Annotated in this window: 23 protein-coding genes; all 23 read left to right on the top strand. The window is 55.0% G+C overall.

Translation table 11 applies throughout. The features are described from left to right. The first annotated feature begins 134 nt into the window (after positions 1-134). The 23 genes from LU671_RS04880 (at position 135) to LU671_RS04770 (ending at position 22,624) form a co-directional block, all read left to right on the top strand. On the top strand, positions 135-620 hold the full coding sequence (locus LU671_RS04880) for a hypothetical protein (protein ID WP_010792911.1): 486 nt from the start codon (positions 135-137) through the stop codon (positions 618-620). Between the two features lie 2 nt (positions 621-622). Next, positions 623-2,833, top strand: a complete 2,211-nt coding sequence (locus LU671_RS04875; RefSeq protein ID WP_021018575.1) for a helix-hairpin-helix domain-containing protein — start codon at positions 623-625, stop codon at positions 2,831-2,833. Continuing rightward, positions 2,808-4,619 (top strand): type IV secretory system conjugative DNA transfer family protein, encoded by a 1,812-nt coding sequence (locus LU671_RS04870; RefSeq protein WP_010792909.1) that lies wholly within the window; start codon positions 2,808-2,810, stop codon positions 4,617-4,619. Before LU671_RS04875 ends, LU671_RS04870 begins: the two co-directional genes overlap by 26 nt. Before the next feature lie 36 nt (positions 4,620-4,655). Continuing rightward, positions 4,656-4,997, top strand: coding sequence for a hypothetical protein (locus LU671_RS04865; RefSeq protein ID WP_010792908.1), 342 nt, complete (start codon positions 4,656-4,658; stop codon positions 4,995-4,997). A gap of 104 nt (positions 4,998-5,101) precedes the next feature. After that, positions 5,102-5,452 (top strand): hypothetical protein, encoded by a 351-nt coding sequence (locus LU671_RS04860; RefSeq protein WP_010792907.1) that lies wholly within the window; start codon positions 5,102-5,104, stop codon positions 5,450-5,452. A 3-nt stretch (positions 5,453-5,455) separates the two neighbouring features. Next, complete coding sequence (locus LU671_RS04855; RefSeq protein ID WP_010792906.1) at positions 5,456-5,851, top strand: hypothetical protein; 396 nt, start codon at positions 5,456-5,458, stop codon at positions 5,849-5,851. A gap of 2 nt (positions 5,852-5,853) precedes the next feature. Continuing rightward, entirely contained in the window at positions 5,854-6,231 is a 378-nt protein-coding gene (locus LU671_RS04850) for a hypothetical protein (protein WP_010792905.1), read from the top strand. Between the two features lies 1 nt (position 6,232). After that, positions 6,233-6,859, top strand: a complete 627-nt coding sequence (locus LU671_RS04845) for a hypothetical protein (RefSeq protein ID WP_010792904.1) — start codon at positions 6,233-6,235, stop codon at positions 6,857-6,859. A 2-nt stretch (positions 6,860-6,861) separates the two neighbouring features. Further along, positions 6,862-7,656, top strand: coding sequence for a hypothetical protein (locus LU671_RS04840; RefSeq protein WP_010792903.1), 795 nt, complete (start codon positions 6,862-6,864; stop codon positions 7,654-7,656). Beyond that, positions 7,653-9,176, top strand: coding sequence for a hypothetical protein (locus tag LU671_RS04835; RefSeq protein WP_058199353.1), 1,524 nt, complete (start codon positions 7,653-7,655; stop codon positions 9,174-9,176). The genes LU671_RS04840 and LU671_RS04835 overlap by 4 nt, the downstream gene beginning before the upstream one ends. Positions 9,177-9,185: 9 nt before the next feature. After that, positions 9,186-9,509 carry a TraV family lipoprotein gene (locus tag LU671_RS04830; RefSeq protein ID WP_010792901.1) on the top strand — a complete coding sequence of 108 codons (324 nt, stop codon included), beginning with the start codon at positions 9,186-9,188 and terminating at the stop codon, positions 9,507-9,509. Continuing rightward, positions 9,497-9,970 carry a hypothetical protein gene (locus tag LU671_RS04825; RefSeq protein WP_010792900.1) on the top strand — a complete coding sequence of 158 codons (474 nt, stop codon included), beginning with the start codon at positions 9,497-9,499 and terminating at the stop codon, positions 9,968-9,970. Before LU671_RS04830 ends, LU671_RS04825 begins: the two co-directional genes overlap by 13 nt. Further along, the gene (locus tag LU671_RS04820; RefSeq protein ID WP_010792899.1) at positions 9,970-12,918 is read left to right on the top strand and encodes a VirB4 family type IV secretion system protein; all 2,949 of its coding nucleotides are present in this window, start codon (positions 9,970-9,972) and stop codon (positions 12,916-12,918) included. The genes LU671_RS04825 and LU671_RS04820 overlap by 1 nt, the downstream gene beginning before the upstream one ends. Then, a complete protein-coding gene (locus tag LU671_RS04815; RefSeq protein WP_019438451.1) occupies positions 12,899-13,276 on the top strand; it encodes a hypothetical protein in 378 nt (125 codons plus the stop codon). Before LU671_RS04820 ends, LU671_RS04815 begins: the two co-directional genes overlap by 20 nt. A 3-nt stretch (positions 13,277-13,279) precedes the next feature. Continuing rightward, entirely contained in the window at positions 13,280-14,557 is a 1,278-nt protein-coding gene (locus tag LU671_RS04810; RefSeq protein WP_019438450.1) for a hypothetical protein, read from the top strand. Next, on the top strand, positions 14,538-15,197 hold the full coding sequence (locus tag LU671_RS04805) for a hypothetical protein (RefSeq protein ID WP_010792896.1): 660 nt from the start codon (positions 14,538-14,540) through the stop codon (positions 15,195-15,197). The genes LU671_RS04810 and LU671_RS04805 overlap by 20 nt, the downstream gene beginning before the upstream one ends. Beyond that, positions 15,194-15,898 carry a transglycosylase SLT domain-containing protein gene (locus tag LU671_RS04800; protein ID WP_010792895.1) on the top strand — a complete coding sequence of 235 codons (705 nt, stop codon included), beginning with the start codon at positions 15,194-15,196 and terminating at the stop codon, positions 15,896-15,898. Before LU671_RS04805 ends, LU671_RS04800 begins: the two co-directional genes overlap by 4 nt. Beyond that, positions 15,870-16,673 (top strand): sel1 repeat family protein, encoded by an 804-nt coding sequence (locus LU671_RS04795; RefSeq protein WP_010792894.1) that lies wholly within the window; start codon positions 15,870-15,872, stop codon positions 16,671-16,673. Before LU671_RS04800 ends, LU671_RS04795 begins: the two co-directional genes overlap by 29 nt. 9 nt (positions 16,674-16,682) lie before the next feature. After that, a complete protein-coding gene (locus LU671_RS04790) occupies positions 16,683-17,576 on the top strand; it encodes a TlpA family protein disulfide reductase (protein ID WP_010792893.1) in 894 nt (297 codons plus the stop codon). Continuing rightward, positions 17,573-18,997, top strand: coding sequence for a hypothetical protein (locus LU671_RS04785; RefSeq protein WP_010792892.1), 1,425 nt, complete (start codon positions 17,573-17,575; stop codon positions 18,995-18,997). Before LU671_RS04790 ends, LU671_RS04785 begins: the two co-directional genes overlap by 4 nt. After that, entirely contained in the window at positions 18,990-21,038 is a 2,049-nt protein-coding gene (locus tag LU671_RS29425) for a hypothetical protein (protein WP_010792891.1), read from the top strand. The genes LU671_RS04785 and LU671_RS29425 overlap by 8 nt, the downstream gene beginning before the upstream one ends. Before the next feature lie 102 nt (positions 21,039-21,140). Continuing rightward, entirely contained in the window at positions 21,141-22,079 is a 939-nt protein-coding gene (locus tag LU671_RS04775) for a hypothetical protein (protein ID WP_010792890.1), read from the top strand. Continuing rightward, positions 22,076-22,624, top strand: coding sequence for a hypothetical protein (locus LU671_RS04770; protein ID WP_019438448.1), 549 nt, complete (start codon positions 22,076-22,078; stop codon positions 22,622-22,624). Before LU671_RS04775 ends, LU671_RS04770 begins: the two co-directional genes overlap by 4 nt. Positions 22,625-22,669 lie beyond the last annotated feature (45 nt).

Raw genomic sequence — 22,669 nt, 5'->3', positions numbered from 1 at the left:
GAAGCGCGTAAGCTATTGATAAACCTGCTGTATCGGGCTACGTCGCAGTCCAGCGAACTACCGGGCTGGAGTCATCGTGAAACAAAAAAGGGGCACTCCCTTTCCATTATTGGATTGAACAAGGATTTCAAGACATGAAATACATCCACACTCCTGAAGCGAAGGCATTCCTGGTCGACGGCAGCACTTGGCCGGCCACCATAAACACTTCGCTCCCCCATTTCCTCGCCAAGGCATCCGGCATGCTCTTTGGCGGCAAGAGCAGCCAGGAGATCCGCCTGGCTGAAGGTCAAGTTCTACCCAAAATTGAGCATGCGCGCAGTCTGGTACTACGCCAGCTCCGCCCATTCCTGTTTGTCGACCCGACAGGGCTGTTCAACGGCATGGAGCCGGTTGCTGCATACGATAAGTCGCTGATCGTCGCAGACCAGGTCCTGGTGGCTGTTGATCTGCTTGAGGACTTCGACATTTTCGTTGGGCTGACCCGTCTGTATCCGGCCTTGGTGAACGATGCTGCGGCCGTGAGAGCCGAACTCGCCAACCAGATTGCCCGTAGCTACAACGGCGTCCACAAGAGCGTACGGAACGTGAATAGCGGCCGCGCGCACCCAAGCGGATGAGCATGACTGATCGAATTCCTGACGGGGCTGAAGCCCTCACCCGCGAACGCGGTACCCTAGTCGATATTGTTTTCCGTGATCCCGCCGGTCCTTGGTCGGTTTGTACCTTCCGGCGGGAAGACAACACCTCCTTCACCGGTACCGGCAATTTCGGCAACGCAATCCTCTATGAGGACTACATCCTGTACGGCAAGCGCGTACCGGATATCGACGGCGCTGATTTCGATGTCAGCCAGTTCACCTCGATGCCACCAGCGAAGGTTGAGTCACTGGTTGGATATCTCAGCGTCCTCACTGGCGTCCCACGCAGCGTTACGAGCAAGGCAGTCCAGCACTTCGGCGAAAGTCTGATTCCAATTCTGGACCAATCACCAGATAGACTCGTGGAAGCTGGAATCTCCCCGCAAGAAGCCCAGGTCTTAGGCCAGGTTTGGGCTGATCAACGAAGTGAGCAACTCGCACTCGCACAGATCGACGTCGAGGGTATTCCGCCGGCGAAGCTGGCAACCCTGCAACGTCGCTTAGGCTATGCCGCGAACCTCAGTGAGGTTCTGAAAGAAGACCCTTATCTGCTCTACGTCCATTTCGAGGACATTCTCTTCACTTCCGCGCTGAACCTCGCGAAAAGGTTTGGAGTGACCAACAACACAGTCTCTGCAGTTAAAGGCGCGGTGGTCGGCGTGCTCCGCCGGGAGGCTTGGCTCGGGCACAGCTACGTTGAAGGGAGGCCGCTCATCGAGTCGGTCATGAAGATGCTTCGACTCACCAAAGATGAGATCAAGCCCCTCATTGCTCAGGCCGTAACCGACCTCGCCATGGCCAAGGTTGTCCATGCCAGCGGCGGACAGCTACAACTCCTGAGCCTGCACGAAGCAGAAAACAAACTGGCCGGCCTCGTGCGGAAATGGGCAGCACTGGACTGCAAAGACGCCGAGGACCTGGTGCCCACCGAAAAGATGGCCACCAAGCTCTTGAAGCCACTGGGCCTTGAAAACGGGACTGCGAAGACGTTCTCAGCAGGACTCCGCTCGCTCTTGGGAGAACGTTTTGCGCTGATCCAGTGCGAAACCCTCTCAGACCAAATGCTGGTTATCAAGGGCCTTCAACTCTTCCTGAAAGCCTTCGGCGCAGACGCCATCTATTCCGCTTATACAAACGAGATGGCTGACGAGGTCAACCGACTGCTCGATGACGACAGTGTCGTCGTCACGTACTCGGCCTTGATAGGCATTGATCCAAAGACAGGGGTGCCTTCACAGCATGGCAAAAGACCGATCAACGCGGATGTGTTGATTCTTGCCGGGGCGGACTCGCTTGGGATAGAGGAAATGGTGAACGTCCTGCGCGCCGTACCAGATTCGAGCAGGGTTTTCCTGCTTGGGGCAGCAAAGGACCTACCAGCTCACTCCATTGGCCAACCGTTCGCGGAGCTCACCCAAGGCGGGCCGGCGCGAGTTTTCCAGGCGAGCTTTTGGTTGCCACCCAGATCACCGCAACGCGAAGCATCGCGGCGTATCTGGAGCGGGACGCTCAAAGCGAACGACGAAACCTTCGACCCAACCCAAGCGATATCTTGGCTGTCGGTGCCATCCGAGCTGCTCATCGAGACCTTACCTGTTGTGGTTAGGGAGTTCGCCCAGCAGCTACAGGTAGACCCGCTGCTCGATATTAGGGTTGTAGTCCCAGCCGCCAAGGGGCCTCGAGGTGAGGACATGGTGGGCCCGCTGTCTGCAGCGATCGCTCGGGAGTTCACTGGCGAGGAGCACCTGGTTGAGTTCCATGGAAAAGGGCTGTTCAAAGGATTGCCTTTCGTAGTTAGGCAATCCGTCGCCAGCACAAACCATCCACCCTTTTCCGTGTTCACCGCCGCTGAAATCAATCCAGAGCGCCTGAACGCTGTAGACCGAGCTGGTAACCATTACTTGCTCAGCCTGGCAGAGCGCCTCGATGTGTTCCAGGGCGCTGTCATGACGCCGAAGCTCATCCGGGGGCGAGTCTACGACGTTGTCGTCTTGGTGGTCGGCGAGGGCCAGCAGGACCTCATCAACACCACCCTCATCTCGACTCTCCTGAACAGTGCGAAGACCACCTTGCTGGTGGTTGGCGCACTCGACGGATTGCTGACGGGATATTCCCTGCGCGAACCGACTGTTGCCCGGTCTCTTCTCCCTAAACGGATAAATCCAGATGTCGATCAAATCAGCGCGCCTTGAGGCGCTTGCCGCCGAGCATGCGGAAATTCAGCGACAGCGAAATATCGCAATCAGCCTTCCGTTGGTAGGGGCAGCAATTCCATTTGTGCCGCTCCCCTTGACGGTGGCCATCGCTGCAGGCTGTGCTATCTGGTCCCTGCTGCTTGATCGGAAAGAAGCTGAAGCGTCTACCACGGATATCTGGGACGCCGGTTACATCGAAGCCCCGATTCCGGATTGCGACTTCCGCCGCTCCACTTTTCTGGGCAAGGCCATTCCTTGGACAGAGTGGAAGGATCGCGTTGACGCGATCACGAGTACGAAGGGCATCGCCACCGCTGACGATATCCGCCGGGAGTTGATCGACACCTATCCATCAATGATCCCATTCATGCTGTCCGACGACATCATGACTCGCCATGTAGCGCTGCTCGCTGCAACCGGGACCGGCAAGACCGAACTGCTTCTGGCAATCATCCAACAACAGATAAAAAAAGGGGCCGGCCTTCTGTTAATCGAAGCGAAGTCAGACTCTGATTTCTCCGGCTCGATTTACGGAATGATGGAAGCGGCCGGCCGGCTCGATGAGCTGCTGATCATCAACTTCGAGTTCCCGGAAATGTCGCATACCTACAATCCGTTCTTCTCGGGCGGGGTCCGCGCAACCATTTCCACTGCAATGAAGCTCCAAGCCAACTCCAAAGAGGAGTTCTGGACGGACATTGCTCGCTACTCCCTGACTGCCGCGGTGCTGTCGCTGAAGCTGCAGCCCGGGGAGCCAGTGTTCCACATCAAGGACATCATTGCAGTGCTGTCCGACTTCGACCTGCTGCTGAGCTTTATCCGCAACATACGGGTATCCGACTCCATCTATCACAGCGATGGTGTCGAGTGGCTGCACTCATACCTTCGCTTCTGGTTCGACGAAGAAAAACAGGTGTGGAACCTGCGCGGGTACAAGCAGTTGCTCCAAGGACTTGTGTCAAAACTTTCGGCGTTCGCCCACTCCGAATACTCCAGCATCGTCAATACCTACAGCCCGGATGTCGACCTCAAAGAGGCGATCCTCCAGAACAAGGTTGTTGTGTTGTCCATGTCGTCGCTTGCCGACAAAGACGGTGTGGAGCTATTCGGCAAATTGTTCATCTCTGATCTTGCTCGAGCGATCGGCGAAATCCAGCTCTCGAAAGCCAAACCGCTGATGATGTGCCCGGCCATTTTCGACGAGTACCCATCATTCATGGACGAGAGCCAGGTATCCCTGTTCCAGCTGGCGCGATCGGCGAATGTGCCCATCATCATTGCTTTCCAGGGCGTTGGCTTCCTCCAGAACATTTCCCCTGCCTTCGTCGAGATGGTGCTGGGCAACTGCTGGACACACCTGTACTGCGACATCCGGGATGCCCAGACGCGGGAGTTCGCCGTCAAGCTTGCGGGGACGATGATCAAAAGGTTCGTCCAAGAGTCCTCTGGCAGCAGCACGGGACAGAGTTACGCATCCGAGCAATCAGGTCTCTACACAAACGACTCGGAAGGCGCCAGCTCAAGTACCGGATACAAGGCGACGCGGGAGGACATCCTGCAACCCGAAGACTTTGCGTCGCTCGACCAAGGCGACGGGATCATTGTCGCGAAGTCGGGAACCTATCGTGTCCGCATGCCGTTGGTGAGGAACAGCTTCCCGAATGTCCACTTCAAGGACATGCGACTGGTCCGCAGGCCACGTCGAGCGCGCTCGGGCGTCAACGCCTGGCAACGATTCCACGAGAAGAACAAGGCAATGCTGGAAAAGCTGACTCAGGGCTGAATTTAGCATGCGAAACTCGAGCATTGAGGAGACACCATGAATTGGCAAGACAAACTGCGGCAGTGGGATTGGGACTTCGGGGTTGTATGGGACTGGTTTCTCGATATTACCCAGTTCCATGTGCAGCGAATCGGTTGGCCCGCTTACTTGGCCATCGCTGCCGTGATCATCTGCCTCGGGCTTGCTTTCCAGCCTACTCGCGGCCTGACCTCTCTGCTGATTAACGCCTTCGTCCGCATGATTTTCACCTACGTGCAGATCGTGCTGTCGTTGGTAACCGTGCAGTTGTTTGGATTCCTGGGCAAGGTGCTGCTTGCACAATTCCATCGAACCAGGCGCTGGGTTGGCCAGCTGTTCGACGAGAAAAAAACCTCTTAACTCTCTGCTCCCCTCCCCTCGGGCCGGCCCAAAGCCGGCCTGTCACTACCGACCCTCAAAAAAGGGGCACTCACTTTCCACTATTTGGGAAAGGAGGGCCCTTTATGAACTTTCACGCATGGGCTTTAGGGATCGGATATCTGGCGGCCATTGCCGTTCAGCCAGCATTTGCTGAATCCGACCCGTACGTAATCGATCAGCGCGATCCCCGGTATCAGCGTGCCATTGAGCACCTGTCTCTCGCTGCTCAAAACCTTCGCATGGCTCAGGACGAACTCAAGAAGGCCGAAGCCAGCGCCCCACTTCCAGGGCTGGATCTCGTAAGGATGCTCGCACAGGTCCGGCCCGTGGAAGAGACCATCAACGTAGTTCTGCAACCGGAGCAAAAGCGGCTCCGGTACCAGACCGTTACCCCCGATGGCCTGTTTTTCACCCCAACTCGAGTCGGAGATTGACCCATGCAAATGACTGGCCTCGCGCCGCAACTGAAAACGGAGGACCTCAAACGCTTTGCGTTGGGGATTCTCGCACTGGCGGTGACCATCTTCATCGTCGCCATGCCCGATATCGCAATGGCTGCGTTCGACGGCGATTTCGCGCCGGACGAGACGATCGCGAAGAACTCCAACAACAGCTTCCTCTACTGGTGGCGTCTGATTGCCAGTTACGGTCTCTGGGCCGGGTTGGCACTTCTGCTGCTGTCGGTGCTTTTCGCAGGCGCACGCGGCTGGTGGGTATTCGTGCTCGTGGTTCTGATTTCCCTCTTCGGTGAAACCGTAGTGGTCAAGGCCGGTAACCTGGCCGGCTTCAACATGGCCGGTGGTACTGGTTCCAGTTCTTCGGGGACCAAGTAACCATGCGCTTGAGAGTCACAACTGAAGCACCGACTTATGCCTTCGCGACGAGCCCGGTGAACTTCGGAGGCCTCACCCAAGAGGACCTTCTGTTCTTCATCGTTCCCTTGGTGATCGTCAGCAAAACCACAGGCGAAAACCTTTGGGCCTTTGCCGTTGCATTTTTCTGCCTGTGGCTCTTCAAGCGTTCCACGAGAAATAAGCCTCAGGGCTTCCTAGCCCTGATGGCCTCAACTTTCGTAGGCGACCTCTACGTAATGACGAGCGAGTTCCCTGCCCTTCAAAAGGCAGTCGGGAAGTTCGGTCGCTTCACTGCGCGGATCTGGCTCGAGATCGGGCTGATTCCCTCACCGTCTTACTGCAACCGATACGAGCCCTGACATGAGTGAGCAATACGGCGCACCGTTGAAGTATTTCAATTTGCTCGGCGCAAGTGATCTTCGTGCGGGCAGAGCCATCATTACGCTGATCGCCATCTCAGCGGTTTTTGCAGTCGTTATCGCCGTGCTGGTTGGCATGAATAGGGAACTGCAGGAAACAAACCGGAGATTGCAAAGCGAGCGAATCATGTATGGATTCCCAAACTCTGAGGGGATCTTTATCAGCGAGCGGCAGATTCCACAGAGACACATCATTGCATTCGTGGCTGTCTTCCTTGATAACTACTACAACTTCACTCCTCTGTCTGCTCGAACCAATGCCGAAGAAGCATTGAGAATGATGTCGCCACGTCTCCGCGCGCTGAAGGAAGATAGTTTGAAGATCGTTGCAAACCAGTCGGTTGAGCAGCAGATCACACAGGTATTCACAAAATCTTCTCCATATCAAGTCGAAGTTACCCCACAGGGTTATGTGGTGTCCTTCACTGCTGAACGCCACAGGGCCACTTTGAATAGGGTTTTCAACAAGGCTAAGTACAATGTGAAAATTCTAATCAAGCCAGTCAAGCCTTCGAAGTTCTACGAGTGGGCGGTTGTGGCTGATGACTTCGACATCCAGGAGATTTAGGGTTGAAGAAGCGACTGATAGCTGCCGGCCTTTGCGCAGCCATGTCAACCACGATATTTGCGAGCGACGAGTGCAACCGGAATCCGCGCACTGTTGTTTACAACAACTCGCCAGTTGACATTTACATTTCAAACGACACCCAGCGTGCAGAGGTTTTGTTCCCCGAGCCCTACCTCGACGGTATTTATGTAGAGGTAACTCAGGGCATGGACTTCTACCCGTCCCCTATCAAAAACAAGCTCGCATTTCAAGCGACAGATCCGCTGTATACGGGCCTTGTTTATGTCGATGCGCCGTCCAAGCAAACGTACATTCTCAAACTTATAACCCGGCCTGGTTGCGCAGACAGCCAAGTCACTATTTCGGGCCAGCCGATCGCTGATAGGTCCGCCATGGCGCGAGACTCCCGCGGAAGAATTAAAGGTCTGATGAACTATCTCTACGATGGGAAACTGCCTTCGGGATATCGCGAACAGGATTTTTCCCGACTTTCAGAGACTGATCGTGTTGTGTTTCGGCAGGGCTCGCTGGAATTCAAACTTCGCTCCCAAGTTGTGGGTCCGAAGTACATCGGCACTACTTACGAAGTCATCAACAACGGTCGCACGTCAACAAAAGTCGCCATTGATCAAATCGACTATGGCAACAAGGCCGTACGCGAGTCCCTTGGAATTGCCAGACAAGTTTCCATGCTCCCTTCCTCTCGGATACTAGGCCCCTCCCCCGAATACATTACCGAGGTCTACGGAGAGTCACATCGCGGGTTGCTATTCATCGTATCGGAGAAAGTACAGTGAGCGCCGATAACGATCAGAAGAAGAACGTAATAACGAAGCAACGCGGCCTATATATCGTCGCTGCAGTTGGTGCGCTTGGTGTTGCCATGAACTTCATGGGCGGCAACAGCGAAACCACAGGTGCGACTTCGGTTGACGCACCCAAGGCAGTTGAGGTTGGCAGTGACAAAGTCAACTCGATCACCATCCAGGATAAAGATGCTGCACTGACTCAGTTCGCCAAGAAGATCGAAACCCTTGAGGACAAAATCAAGCGAGGCGAGGAGGATCGCGAGGCTCTCAAGGCGAAGATGCTTGAGGACCAACGCAAAGCAGAGCAGAAATCGAACACTGAGATTCGAGCTCTCAGTGAAGAAGTTGCACAACTACGAAAAGATCAGGTTGACGGTGTTTACGGTGGTATCAACAAGCTGGACAAAGGCTCCAGCATGCCATTGCCACCCTCCTCTTCTGAAGGACTAAACCTCGAGGACTTTTCACTCGAGCCGCCAATGCCGGCAGTCTCTGCAAACCCATCGAACTCCAACCGTTACGGTCCGAACTATTTCCTGCTCAATGGCGGGGACGCGGGCGGTCAGCAATTCAACGGAAAAAGCGGAGGCGGCGCGGGCTCAACTGCTGAGACCGAGCAACAGCTGTTTGCCAACATGTCAGCTCCTGAGTCGAATGGCATTCAGCGCGCTGGCGTGAATACCTACAACGAGACCGACGCGACCCTGGCAAAGCTGAACGGCCGCCAGCCGAACCCGGACCCGATGCCGGCAGCCCAGTCTCTCAACGCCTCCCTGCCAACCCAGAGTCCGCGCGAAACGTATGAAGTACCCGCCTTCTCTTTTGTGGAAGTCACCACGCTTCACGGGGTTGCGTGCCCGATCGGCGCCAACGCTCCTGGGGCATCCGAAGAAGGGAAAATTCCCGCTCGACCGGTAGTCCTTCCGGTGCGCGGCATCTTCAAGGGTCCCAACGGCGCCGAACGAGATCTCGGCACTATCCACCTGATGGGCCTCTGCTCTGGCAACCGCAACTCCAGCTCGAATACGGGCCGCGCGACCATTCGCATCGAGCAACTCTCCTACTGGGACGAGACCGGTGGTGCCCAGACGGTCCCTGCAACCGGGTACATCGTCGATACGCGAGACAACGAGCAAGACGTCTACGGCCGCCTGGACAAGGCCTCAGGCCGCACCCTCGCACTCCAGTCAGCTGCAGCAGCCGCAGCGGCATATGCCTCCACCCTGAGCCAGGCCGAGTTCACTACGAATAGCGCGATGGAAAACGGAACCAGCTCAACCACCAGCCAGTTAACCGGGAACGCCACGAAGGCGGCGGTCAACCAGGGCATCGCCGGGATGTTCAAGAAGATCTCGGAGCGATTCGAGCGAGAAGCAAACGCTGCGGTAGACACCGTCATCGTCGAGCCGGGCATCAAGCTGCGCTTCGTAACAGACCAAACCTTCCGTGTTTTGAAACCAGCTGAGGCGTTCGACATTGACCCCGGCATGTACGACACCCTGATCTAGGAACCAGCCATGAACATCCGCCCATTCTTGGCCTTGTCCACCGCATTGCTTCTCAGCGGTTGTGCCAGTGAGGAGCCTTTCAAAAACAGTGCTTCGATGGACCAGATCTACGATGCGGTCCATGGCAGCGCCAGCAGAGACACGGTCTCGCTCCTGCGCCAAGGCCTGCGCGCGCGGCCAGAGCTTGGCTCATCGGAACCGTACTTTCCGATCCGAAACCCGGACGTTGTAGCGCCGGTATGGGTGGTGCCATACGCCGACGCTAAAACCGGCGTGAAGCATGGCGGCCGCTGGGATTACATCATCGTGGAGGAAGCAGATTGGGCAAACTGACCATCGGCTTCTGTCTCCTGGCAGCGGCATCCACGGCTTTGGCTGAGGGTGTTCCCCAGATGTACAAGGATGCCATTCGCGAACACCACACAAAGATGATCCTGGGATCAGGCCAAGACCTGACTGTTCTTCAACCTGACGTCGTTCTCTATCGGAAAATTTTCCAAAAGGAAAACACAACCGATCACCGCGAGCTGATTCAGGCAGACGAAATCCCGTGGGCACAACTCTTCAAGAACCAAGACCTCACCCTTGGTGAAATCGTCCGACTCTCGGCCGCAGCGTCCGGCTACGACTCTCGCTTCGATCCGCAAGTCAACCAAGACCAAGTGATCAAGCTCAACTCGCATCCCAACTCGCTGCGCGACCTTGCGGAATACCTCACCCGAGTCAGTGGCGCTCGTGTGACCGTTTACCCGGAAGGGCGCGTGGTTACAGCAACACTCAAGGGGCAGGGTTGATGGCCAAGGTAAAAATTGACGACCTGCATCTCTACGACACTGAGTTGGCTGGCCTGGCTCGCCGCGGGTATCAGGGCGGCATGCCCATCCAGTTGCTTTCCGATGCATTCCTGTACGAGAAGCATGGCAGCTATTTCCACACCATCGATGGTCGCTTCGCCAAAATCTGGAAGCTACGAGGTATGGATGCCTCGCTCCTGAACAACGATGACCTGTGGTCCCTCAGTAAAGGTCTTGGTGATGTACTGAACAAGTATCCATCTGGATCGGCCGGTCAATTCATTCGTCACACCCATCGAGATATTCGCGAAGTTCTTGGGATCTACCGTGCAGGTATTGAAGGCGGAGAAGATGAGTTCGCTCTCGAAATCGCGAACTCGATCGTCGAACGACAGATTGTTGCGGCAAGCTCGCCTGAAGGTTTCTTCACAAAGCTCTCCACCGAGGTCCTTGAGCGCATGCGTGAGGACTCTCTGGCCGAGATCGAGGATGAGAAGCTTCGAAATAATGTGCGGACTCTTCTCATGGGCGGAGACCCCTGGGCGGAAGAGGGAGAGGATGACGTTCGGGCCAATGTCACCGAGCAGATTGAGCGCGAAGTAAGCCAAGGTCGCTATCCCTTTGTAACGGACTTCTACCTGGTCTTGCTCTGGAGTCCGGATTACCTCTTCGGCAAGTTCATCGACAACACCGCGAAGAACGCACTGGCTTCGATGGGGCTTATCGACGCCAACAAGCTGGCTCATAAGGAATACACGAAGCACGCAAGACGCTTTGGCCAACTCTGTCATGAGATCGGCCAGGCTTTGGCCACGTTCGGGTTCCAGCCGGGCTCGCTTAACGGCCAAGGCCTCATCAACCTTCAGTACCAGCTTTTCAACCCCGTTCGCTGCTTCAAGGTCGACCCGCCCAAGTACCGGCCTGACTTGCCCATCCTGGATTGCTTGAAGAACCCGAGCCAAGTCGCGTACCGGGAAACTCTCAACAATGCCCCGATGTTCGCCTCTGTCGAAACTGAGGAGAAAGGCTGGACGATTCACGATTCTGGCGTCCCCTACTTCATCCGCCCAGTCTCGGTACTGGGTAAACCAACCTCGAGCTTCCCGGGCATGCTGCAGGTGGCCATGTCGGGCATCGAGAGCGAATCGCTGATCACCATCAACTGGAGCGTGCCCTCCCCAGTAGCGATGATGAGCCGCCTATGGACTCGTGGGCGCATGCAATCCGGGAAAGAAGCCATGAAAATTGGCGACAAGGATCTGCTGGCTCAGCAGCGCAATGACCTGGAGAAGGTTAAATCCAAGATCAGTGCGGAAAACGCCAACAACCGCGAGCAGTTTTTTGACGTGTCGCTTCACATCAACCTGATGGGGTTCGTCGAGGCCCAGGTCGATGATCAAGCCATGCAGTTGGAGAACATGCTTTGGCGTGTGGGGCACAAAGAATCCCTTCGCGGCGACGCTGCTGTCAGGAACAGCATGCCGTTGAACTTCCGCAAGAGCAGCATGAAGCTCTTCCGTCGTGACACCCCTCACCTCACGGAAAGCTTGTCCCATCTGTGTCCGTTCTTTGTTGAATACCAAGGCTGCTCCGACCCTGCAATCCTGATGAACAACAGGGCGGGACAGCCGATCTATCTGGACCTGTGGGGCCAGATGACGAACACCGCGCATAGCCTGATTTGCGGTAGTACCGGTACTGGTAAGTCGTTCACCTTCAACAACCTGTTGATGGCCTTGAGGGTGAAGTACCGACCTAAAGTCTGGATCATCGACAAGGGCGACTCCTACGAGAGCCTCTGCCTGGTTCTCGATGGCAACTACATTCGCCTTGCGACCGAGCCGTTCAAAGAGCCGATCACCGGGCGGACCATCAACCCCATCTGTATCAACCCGTTCTGGATCGGTAAAAACGACGACGGCAACAACGAAATGCCGACGTTGGAAGACATGTTCTTCATTGCTCGCATGCTGGTGATGATGATCACCTCCAGCGCTGCAGAGCAGTCCAAAACATCGGTCATTACCCCAGTGACAGTGCCTCTGCTGTATCAGGCACTCAACGAGTTCTATACCGACTGGGTAGCTACCAAGCCGAAGGACGAACCTCGTTTCAGGGACTTCATCCCTTACCTCGACAAAACTGAGTTCACTGAACAGTCGGGCAGATCGCTCGTCCAGGCGCTCACCCTCTACTACGGGGCCGGGCCATTTGCAGCTCTCTTTGACGGCTTCCTGCAGGTCCAATGGGAGAACGACTTTACCGTTCTCGAAACCCAGCGGATGGCAAAGTCTCCTGCCCTACCCGTAGTCACTCTGGCCCTGTTCCGCCAGATCGACTTGTACTGCAAGTTCAAGCTTGAACGTAGCCGCAAGAAGATCGTGGCTGTCGACGAAGCGTGGGCAACCCTTTCTGACCCGACTGCCGCATCGGCGCTCTCCAGCTTCTATCGAGAACTCCGCCGCTATGGTGCCGGCTGCTTGCTGATTTCTCAGACCGTGAAGGACTTCGTCAACCTGATCCGTGCTGAGTCAGGTGGGAATGGCGAGTCACAGGACGGCATCCTCGAGAACACAAGCCATTACTTCTTCCTGGCCTGCTCGCAGTCGGACTACGACATCGCGAAGGAATTCCTCGCATTTACTGCCGAGGAGATTGAGCTTTGGCGATCGCTTGCATCTCTGCCCCCGCTGTACAGCGAAGTCTTTTACCGGATGCGGACAACCAAATCCGAATACTACAGCGGTGTCTTCCGGCTCTTCGCCAGCCCCATGGCGCTTTGGATCGCCTCGTCCCATCCGGACGACTACCAAATGCGCGAGCGCAAGACCCAGGAGCTTGTGCAGAAGCACTCCATCTCCGAATCAAAAGCTCGCCAGAAAGCAATCTCCGAGCTCGCAAAATCTCACCCGTATGGTGCTCGATACCATGTCAATCAAGCTGCTTAAAACCCTCGCGGCGGTAGCCGCACTCGCCTCGCTCGCAGCTTGTTCGTCGAAGTACGAACCGCGCGAAACGATCATCGAGGAGCAGGCCAAGCCTATTAAGCCCCTCTACGCCCCCAAAACCGAACTCGAGCGCCGCGCTTACGAGGAAGGCGTCACACAGGTCCTCACAGATCTGAAGGGAAAGATGCGTGCACGCGATCGGTTCACCTGGGACCCGCCGATCATTCAGTGCGGTGTTGATATTCCTGCACGGGTGCAAAACGGAATGCTGGTCCCTGGCCACAAGGAATGCGTCCAGATCGCTCCAGGTCGCTGGACCGAAGAAGCACCAACCTATCTGCCGGTATTGGGAAATTAAGCCATGAGCAACAACGAAGAAAAACCTTCCCTGAAGGACCTCGTCAATAAGATCAGCTCGGGGGTTGGCAACCTCGCACGTAAAAAGCCAGGACAGGACAGCGCCAGCCAAGGCACAGAGCCCACCATTGACCTTGGTTCGGCGGCCGCGAAAGAGTCGCCTCAAGCCGACGCACACGGCGACGAACTGGAGCCCTTGGAACCGATCATTGCGGAAGAAGATGATCAGAAACCCAAGAAGACCAACAAGCTTTCCCAACTCACGATGGGGCAAAAGCTGATTGCAGCGATCCTGGTCGTGGGGCTTGTCCTCTTCGCCAAAGGTCAGATGGAGGGTTCCAGTACAAGCCAAACGCCTTCTGAGAATGAAGCAGCGCAGGAGGCCCCTACCTCCAGCGAGGAAGGAATGGCCTTTGGTACAGAACCCGCCGATCACACCCAAGCAGAACTTGGCGCCCAGGATGATCTGTCTCTGCCTATTGATGGTCCCGGTCAAACTTCGCGGAGTCTCAGTTCTGAACCAGAGCCATTCCAAAAACCAACTGAAATCAGTTCGGCTCCTCCAGCATTCGGTGGGCTGGACCAGCCATTGAGCGAGGCGGCACCCCACACCACCGCATCCCCTGACCTGGGTGTCCCTGCTCCTGCTCCTGCTCTTGCTCCTGTCGCGGAGCCTTTCTCGCCGCATGAGGATTCGCCGGCAAATCCTTTCGGTGCTCAAGCACCAATAGCAAGCCAATCTGGGGCCGCAATTACCTCTTCGATTGGCGCGGAAAAGCAGCCCCCCGTTTTCGCTGGAACCCCCAGCGTCAACCCGGATAGTGCTCCCGTAAAGGAAGCGCCGAAAAGCAATGAGGCTTTGACAAAGGCTAACGCTGACATTGCCGCTCAGGCTGAAAAGATCTCAGCCCTCGAGCAGAAGCTCAGCAAGATGGAAGCCCAACTCAAAGCTGAAAAGGCCAAGCAAACCAAACCGGCTGTTCAGCAACGCATCACCAAAGCGCCGACAAGAACCCCAGTGGCGAAGTCGTCGCCAGTCGCGATAAGCAAGGCTCGTCCGCGGATTTGTGTGAAAGCAGTAGCAGAGGCGGCCAGGAACTGCAGCACCTGTGTTGCACACGCCTTCATCGTGCACGCGGGAGCAGAGGACATGGTTGGCCAAGGCGATTTCCTTGATGGGTACCGCGTTTCAATCGTGGGCGATCGCTTGGACCTGCAAGACAAAAACGGTCAAGTGGCCCACAAGTTCTGGAGTTCACCAAATGGCTGTAGCGCGATCTAACGTCCTCCGTCAGGTCTCACCGGATGAGCAACTCAATCTGGAGCGCCTGGCCGACGAGGTGAATCGCAGCTACTTCGGAAATTCCATCAACATTCGCCCGCGCTGGGGCATCCCCAGCGCCTGCGAGTCCCCAGAGCCTAAGACTGAGATCAATCATCTCTCTCCACAGGAGCTGAAGGATTTGCAGGCGGGTGTTGAGGCCTACCACAAAAAAGATCTTCAACAAGCCAAAACACTCCTGGAGCAGTTTTCACCTAACGGCCCAAGAGACGCAGCACTGCTGTACGTACGAGTGCTCACCCTGCTGAAAGATCCAACCTGGCCGGATGTGGCCAAATCGGTGAACAGAGTTTGCGACGACACGATCTACGTCGCCCCGGGCAGCATCGAAATGGTCAGCGGCGAGGAGTCGCTTCTGGTTCATCCGATCCTCTCAAGATCGGCCGGCAATGGAGCACCGATTTTCGTCATCCGGTACATCATCCATCACGAGATGGTTCACAAGTTCCTTGGTACCTCCTCTACGGACCCTCACCCGGAAGCTTTTCGACGTCTTGATGCCTGCGCACGTGATCGGTCACGCGCTTTGCAGTGGTTGCGCAAGAACCATTTCACAACGATCGAGGATTCGGCCCGATGAGATGGATTTTGATTGCACTCCTGTTGATCACCTCGGCCACTGTCTCGGCCCAGGACTATGACTACCTCATCGACGCTACTGCAGCCAGATACGGAAATGATCGACTCGTGTTCCGGGCAATGGTGCAGAAGGAATCCAGAAAACAGCCGTGGGTATTCAACGTAGACGGCGAAGGTTTTTGGTTCCAAACCAAAGACCAGGCCGTCAATGCCCTGTGGGCACTCACCTCCGCACCCTGGCTTGTAAAGATCATCCCGGACAAAAACTCCAAAGCAATACGGAGGTTCTTCCCATCTGAACGAGCTGCAATGAGTTTCGCCAATAGCTATCAGCGCAGCAGACAGGCCCAGGGCTTCCCCGCTCTCCTTCAACGAATGGATGACACGAAAGAGGTCCTCGATGGGCAACTGCGCGTGCGCAAAGTCTGGCTACTCAATACCGATCTCGGAATCGCGCAAATCAACTACCGCTTTCACGGCAAGGGAAAGGCCTCTGTCCAGCAGTGGCTCGATCCTGCTTTCAATCTTGACTACGCAGCCCGCCATCTCACGGACCTGAAAAAGCGGTACGGATCAGATCTTCAGGCGGTCGGCTACTACCACTCCAAGACCAAAAAGTACCGCGACATTTACATGAAAGAGTTCATGCCGATCTATCACGAGGAGAGAGCCCGTGCGGGTATTTCTATTGCTGCTAAGTAGCCTGCTGATCAGTACCTCACTGAACGCAGCGGAGAAAGGTCCTTCAGAGGATCAGCGCGTCGGCGAAGGCCTGGTACTCATGCTCAAAGGGGAAAACCAGAAGGCCTGGGATCTTCTTTTCCCCGAAGCCAAAGCAGGCAACGTTACGGCGATGTACCACCTCGGGATGATGATGATGCGGGCAACAAATACCCCGGATCATTTGCAGAGGGCAAAGACCTTCTTCGAGGCAGCTGCCAAGCGTGGCCATAAGGGCAGTGAGGCAATGCTCCTGCAGGTACAGAAATCCTTAGCTGCAGCCACGCCAGGCACCCTCCCCTCGATTGCCGGGAGAAGCGGCCTCCCGGTCCCGGCAGATCTGGAAGGAGCTAAACGGCAAGCCGAACGCATGAGGCAACAGGTTGGCCGTTTCATAGATCCTCTACGTGAGGCCGCTGCAGAAGTGACGATCATGTCGTTCGTGTCCGACAACTCGGATGCGGTCGAAAAGATTCGCTCTGCGATCGACGAGGTCCGGGCCCGTTTTGGTGATCGAGTAGACGCTCAGTTCTACGTCGTAATCGATCAGGCCACATGGGACCCCAAGCGAGTTTTCAATCAGCAATCCGGCCAACTTCCAATGTTGGGGTTCACCCCTGACATGGGTGGGCGGATTGCCAGCCAGTACGGTGTGCGAAGCACGCCGGCACTGGTCCTCATTCCCAAGAACGGACAACCCAGGGTCGTCAACAACCCTGCCTCATTGGTTGCCGATCTCACATCGTTCCTGAACTGAGGTCACCCTATGAACCACAAGCTCAAAATCGGGCTCGCCTTCGTCGCCGGCGCACTGATTTCCAACGCAGGCACTGTCATGTCCAACGTGCCCAACGGCCAGGATGTCCTCGCGGAAGCCTTGTCTTCGGCGCTGGATAAGGTGAATCGGACGGCACGGGATCGTGAGATTGAAGAACTCGACAAACTCCCGAACATCCTCGACTGCCAAAACATGCAGTGGATGAAAAACTGCACAGAGCTCAATCGAAACGCGAAGAAAAACCCGAACGCGCCTCTGCGAATTACCAACAACAAAGGGCTCGAATTCAACTTCCAACCGGGCACCCCGAGTGCAGTCATTCGCCTACAGCTAGAACAGTCTCCCGAGGCCGCCAACGAGCTGGTCAGCTACATGGACCAAACCTGGGGCCAGTATAAGCAAGCGGCGAATCTCTACCAGATGGCGATGTGGCAACGCGGTGACCTACAACACATCAAGGGGCTTGACGCGGCCATGGAAGAGTCCGCGGCGAAGAAGCCCATCGACACCGACTCGTTGAGCATCTCGGTATTCACTGAATCCACCTGCCCTGTCTGCGACCGTCAGTTGGCCACTCTTGGCAGGCTAGTTCAGAAATATCCGAAGCTGAAGGTGCGAGTCTTCCAACTCGATCGAGATGCAAAGGTCTTCGCAGAGAAAGTGACCGCGCGTGGCTTGACCGGGCGGATGCTCAGCCAAGCAGAAAGAGACAACGTCACGAAGATGGGCATCACAGCCTGGCCCATCACTTGGATCGACAACATGAAAGTTAGCCGAAGAGAAACTCTGGTTGGCAACAGAACCATGAACCAGCTGGAAGGCCGACTGATGGCAATGACTTACGTGAAGAACACCACTGTTGCGAAGAAGGATTCCAAATGAAGCTGAACAAACTTGCCGTCATGGTTTGCAGTGCTCTCATCAGTTTCAGCACCGCAACGGCGTTTGCCGATTATGGATACGGTCCTATTGATGGCGACGGTAAAAGCGACAGTTCTGACTCGCCCTGGTCCCGGCGAATGGATGATGTGACCGGATTGTTCGGTGCAAGGCTTAGTGGGAGTGCCGTTAACAAAGCTGGTCGTGGTGGAAGCGGTAGTTTCGATACCTTCACCCCCTTCCAGGATAAGCAGCAGTTCATTGTTGGAGCGTATGGCGCTACCCAGGTGGGTGTAGGTTGTGATGGACTCAACCTCGGCACAGTCTTGGACGGTCAGATCGGGCAGTACGGCGACATGGTTGAGCAGTTCATTCAGAACGCGCCGGCGCTCGCCATCATGTACCTCGCTTACAGCCAGCCAACCGTGAAATCGGTAATCGACGAGCTTAACGCTGTCGGACAGTTTGGCCTGGATCTTTCGAACCTCACCTGCAGTGGTGTACGGCAGCGTGCCGACAAGGCTTACGAAGAAAACATGCAGGTGATGGCCGAAGCTGACTGCACTGTCGAAGAGGGCTACAAGTCCGCGAAGTGCATGTCTGGTGACGGGATCACCAGCAGCCTCATTACCCGAATGAAGGACACCAAAAACACAATTACAAGCCGAGCGACATCATTGATGAATGGCGTGTCAGGGATGACCGGCGGCCTGGTTGGCGTGAAAGGTGGAGGCTCTTCAAGTGGGAGTTCGTCGGGATCGAGCGGGGGAGGATCAGGAAATGGTTCTGGTTCAGGCGCAGGTTCTGCTCCATTGCCCAGCAAGAACTGCGGTGCCAAGCCCGAAGATGGCAAAACCTCCCTCGTGCTGGCTGCATCTGAGCTTGGTTGTGAAGACATCAAGAAATATTCGGGCTTACTGCCAAATTACAGTACCGAAGAGGACGCGCATACGGTCACTCCTCGGACCATTTCGCTTGAAGATGAATCGAAGAAGCTGACTCAGGAGTATCAAAGCCTCTACGCGAACGTATATCAAGCAGACCCAGCAACCTTCGAAAAAAGTGACGCTTATAAGGAGTTGGTGAATCGCGGCGGCATCGTCATCACCGAGACTGAATTTAAATTCATGCGCAAACTAGGCACTACAAATCCCGCATTGTTTGCCAAAGCCCAACAAAATCTCGCCACGCTGGCCATGATGAAAGAGCTAGACGAGGTCATTTCCAAACTTGAAGTGGGGGTAATGACCGGGCTGGCGAACCAAGTTGATGACCAAGCAATAAGCTCCAATGATCAGGCTCGGTATTCAAATGCATTGTCCTCACTTCGCAAAGAATATGAAATGCTCCAGAACAAGATTAAGCATGACATGGAGCGAAACAAACTAATCGAGCAGACAGCTAAGGCGGTAATAAATGGCTGATGTTGATGTCGATAATTCCGTCAAGGACTACGACTTCCTCAAGCTCGTAGATTCCAATTTTGCTGACTTGGTCGGTTACTACCTTGGTCTTTGGCAGGACTACCACACTCTTCTGGTTAACTCCGCCGGAGTCATTATCGGAGGTCTAGGTCTTGCCTGGACCTCCATCCTTATGATGAGGAGCCCTGAGGATAAGCTGAGGTCGGTTTTCACCGGTCTCACGGGCACCTGCCTAATGTTTTTGCTTCTTTCAGTCTCTACATTCACATTCCCCGGCACAGGTAGCTCTGTTCAAATGGCGCGCGGGGGGGGATGGTCCCTGACTATAGTCGGCAACATCTACGCAATCTTTAAGTCTGCACTTGACAAGGTCAATGAAGGAAAGATTACGGAAGATGCATTCAGCAGGGCCTACCACGTAACAAACCAAAACACCCTAAAACGTTTTGCTGACAGCCCTGTGTATCCACTTTATTCGGACTATTTAAACAAGTGCGAGCCTGCATTCATTGCTGCTAATGGGAAGTCCCCCGAAGCGTTAAGTGCAGGACGATATGTCGGCTTCTTCGGGTCTACCGGAATCGGTGCTAATGAGATTGAGTTCGAAGATAGCAGAGGCTTTCTGGACAAGGTCACGGGCAATGGCGAGGCCAATTATGATAACCCTACCAACTCCACTTGGCTGAAGCGTGATGGTGGCAATGCAGTAGTGGAAGGTACAAAGAAGGGTATGGCTATGCTCGACAAGATCGAGGGTGATAGCAATCCTTATGACGGCACGAACCCACCCCAAGGCTTCGAGATCCCAACCGAAGCTTATTGGGTGCAGAAGCTCTTTCCAGAAAAAGCTGGGGAAGTTGCTGACCAAGCATTGTCTCTTGACGCTAGCGACTCGAAGTACAAAAAATATTTGAACTCGGGCTTCAAAGAAGCACCAACTACTGGCGCAAAGCAGAACTTCTATCCCAAGACCTGCAAAGACATGTTCTTGATGATCGATATGGCACAGAGAAATTTCAACTCTGCCGTCCAAAAACATGCTCCTGCTTATCAGGAAAACTCATTCAGACGGGATGGTGATGATGCGGCGGCAATAATGCTCAATCACATACGAAATGAAGCATCTCAGCGGAAAAAAGGACAGTCGGAATTACTTACCTATGGCGGTATGTACTACCAAGATTCCGACGTCCGCGATCCAATGACCATGTTGTTCGAGAGCGGAACAACGAAATTTATGGATATAGGCAAAACCTTCAGAGAATGGATGCTTACTGTAAAAATCCCAATGATGATAAACGGTGCCGCCATGCTCGCTGCACTAATGGGTATTACATTCCCCATCTTTGCAGTTTTCGGCATCTTCTGGTCGACAAGGGTGATTTTTACTTCTGTTAAAATTATTGCTTTTTGCTTTATTGTTGCGTTCGTTAATGACCTCTGCTTAACAATGGCCTCCACAATGCTTGCAGTTAATGCTGAGACCATGCAAGGCTACAACATGGGCAACTATGCTCAAAACTCAACCCTATTAATATCGGCCGGAACAGGCCAGTACATTATCTTTGTTGCACTAACCGTTATTGAAATCATCTTCGCTAAACTTTTGCTCTGGGACGATGTTAAGAGTCTTGGAGGCTTCAATCCTGCCGGTGCAACTACAGGATTGGCGGCAACCGGCATGGCGGTCGTGGGAGCAGCAATACGAATTGCGGGAGCTGCTTTGCCTGGCGGAATTGCAGGTACAGCTGGGGCTCTAGCCAGTGGCGGTGCCAGTGCTGCGGGTGCCCCTGCCGGAGGTAATCCTGCACCTGGTGGGGGTGGCGGTAGTGGCGGCGGTGGTCCAGCGCAGCAGAAAGTACAAACTGCGGCCCAGGTTGCGGGCGGGATCGCCGGAGGGCTGGGAGGTGGTGGCGGTGGACAAAATGGCGGTGGCCCTGGGTCATCGGGTGCCAACGCACGTTCGGGAGTGAAAATTCCAACTCCGCAGGCTTCTCAGTCCTCCAAAGGCCAGCGTTCGAGCCTGGACGATCTCATCTGATAGACCAAATTCTGCTCAGGGCCCATATTGGGCCCTTTTTTTTGCTTGAAATCCGAACACCGGGCGGTATAACCATCGCCATCCGAAGATGGAGAATGAACGATGAAGGGAAAAATGATGTTGCTGGCATGCCTTCTGGTAAGCGCATGCGGGAATGGGGAAGTCGAGAACAATGCCGCCGGGGTTGCCTCCACAGGTCAGGTGGATGGGCACCCAGACTGGAAAATGCCTAACTCAACCGTCTACGAGATTGTGAACAGTCCAAACAAAAAGGCTACGTATGGCTATGAATTCCGTGCCAAACGAACCAAGGACTGGGAATCGGAAGGATGGACAGTTTGGGTTGCGTCCAACACCTACTCCGATGCAAAGGCACAGCTTAATAATGCCGGCCAAGCCGAGCAAAGCCATGTTCGAGCTCGCCGAGAAGGACGGGCTATGTGGGATCTGAAGCTGCTCCTAAAAAATGCTGGGCTTCCGGTGTCCATCAATTATCTGTCGTATGGCCAGATGCCTATGTCCACTGTGCGTACAGCTCAACGTGACCATGGCGTTGGGATGACATTCTTCGGAGACGAATGTGGCACTGGATTCCGGGAGTGTGTCGACCACTACTACTACTCGCCGGCCCTACGGCTGAAAGAGCGCGGTAAGGTATCGTTCAAAGAGTGGCTCGCCCCTTACAGCTACTTCCCTGACAACGAGTGGGGCCAGATGAATCAACGGACGATGCTGGCACAGGGATTTGGTGCAGACGAATCGTCGGCGTTCTACGACTGGTGGCCAACGATGGTTTTTCTGGTCAACCCCGACAATGAAGTCGTACGCGCTTGGCTTCCTCAAACCGGTAACGCCGCAACACCACATACCATTCTTCGCGCTGTAGTGGAGGAAATGGACGTGGACCCGAAGACAGTCTCATTGACCGGGGCTCGCCCAGCCCAGTACACCACCTTCCCCAACCATGCATACTTTGGCACCAGCATGGAGGACAAGGCGGTCCAGGATATCGCCAAGATCCTTGAGGATATTTCAGGATGATTGGATCGCTTCACTTCCAAATCAACGAAGAGTCGGTTCCCTGCTATGTCCTTGACATCGTTGGGAACCTGATTCGCCGAGCGGCCGTAGGTTCTCCACTTACGCTTATCCCCTACGCCGTTGAGTTGGTGACTCCGGCGGCTGAAGTGATTGCTCCACGCCCCTGGTCGGTAACGCCCGAAACGGTAATGTCCCGAGTCACAAAGGTTGCTCCTCTGGTGCCAGAGGTCGGCCGTGCGTACCCACGAAATTCGGTTCAGCAGATCCTCATGCCGTTCGCACCTCAGGTAGAAACGGATGAGACTGAAGAATCGATAATTCAGGCTATCGACATGCTGCCCGGGTTGGATGAAGAGTCGGCCAAGGCGGTAAGAGAGACTCTTGCGATCCACGGTATCCACCCAATCCCTGTGAGCGGTAACTACAACGAGAATCTTCATCAGGCCCGCGCCGGCGAGATTTGCGTTGGGGGGGTCGTCAAGGTCGCAGATGGCTGGTTTTCAAACATGAAGGTGTACCGGAAAGCACTGGTTCGTTCTGCTTAGGTTACGGGTCCGAACGTGTGCCACCAGCCCAACACCTGAAATTTT

It is taken from the genome of Pseudomonas sp. NMI760_13, from assembly GCF_021283245.1.
Lineage (GTDB): Bacteria > Pseudomonadota > Gammaproteobacteria > Pseudomonadales > Pseudomonadaceae > Aquipseudomonas > Aquipseudomonas peradeniyensis.
This window is presented reverse-complemented; position numbering and strand designations above follow the sequence as displayed.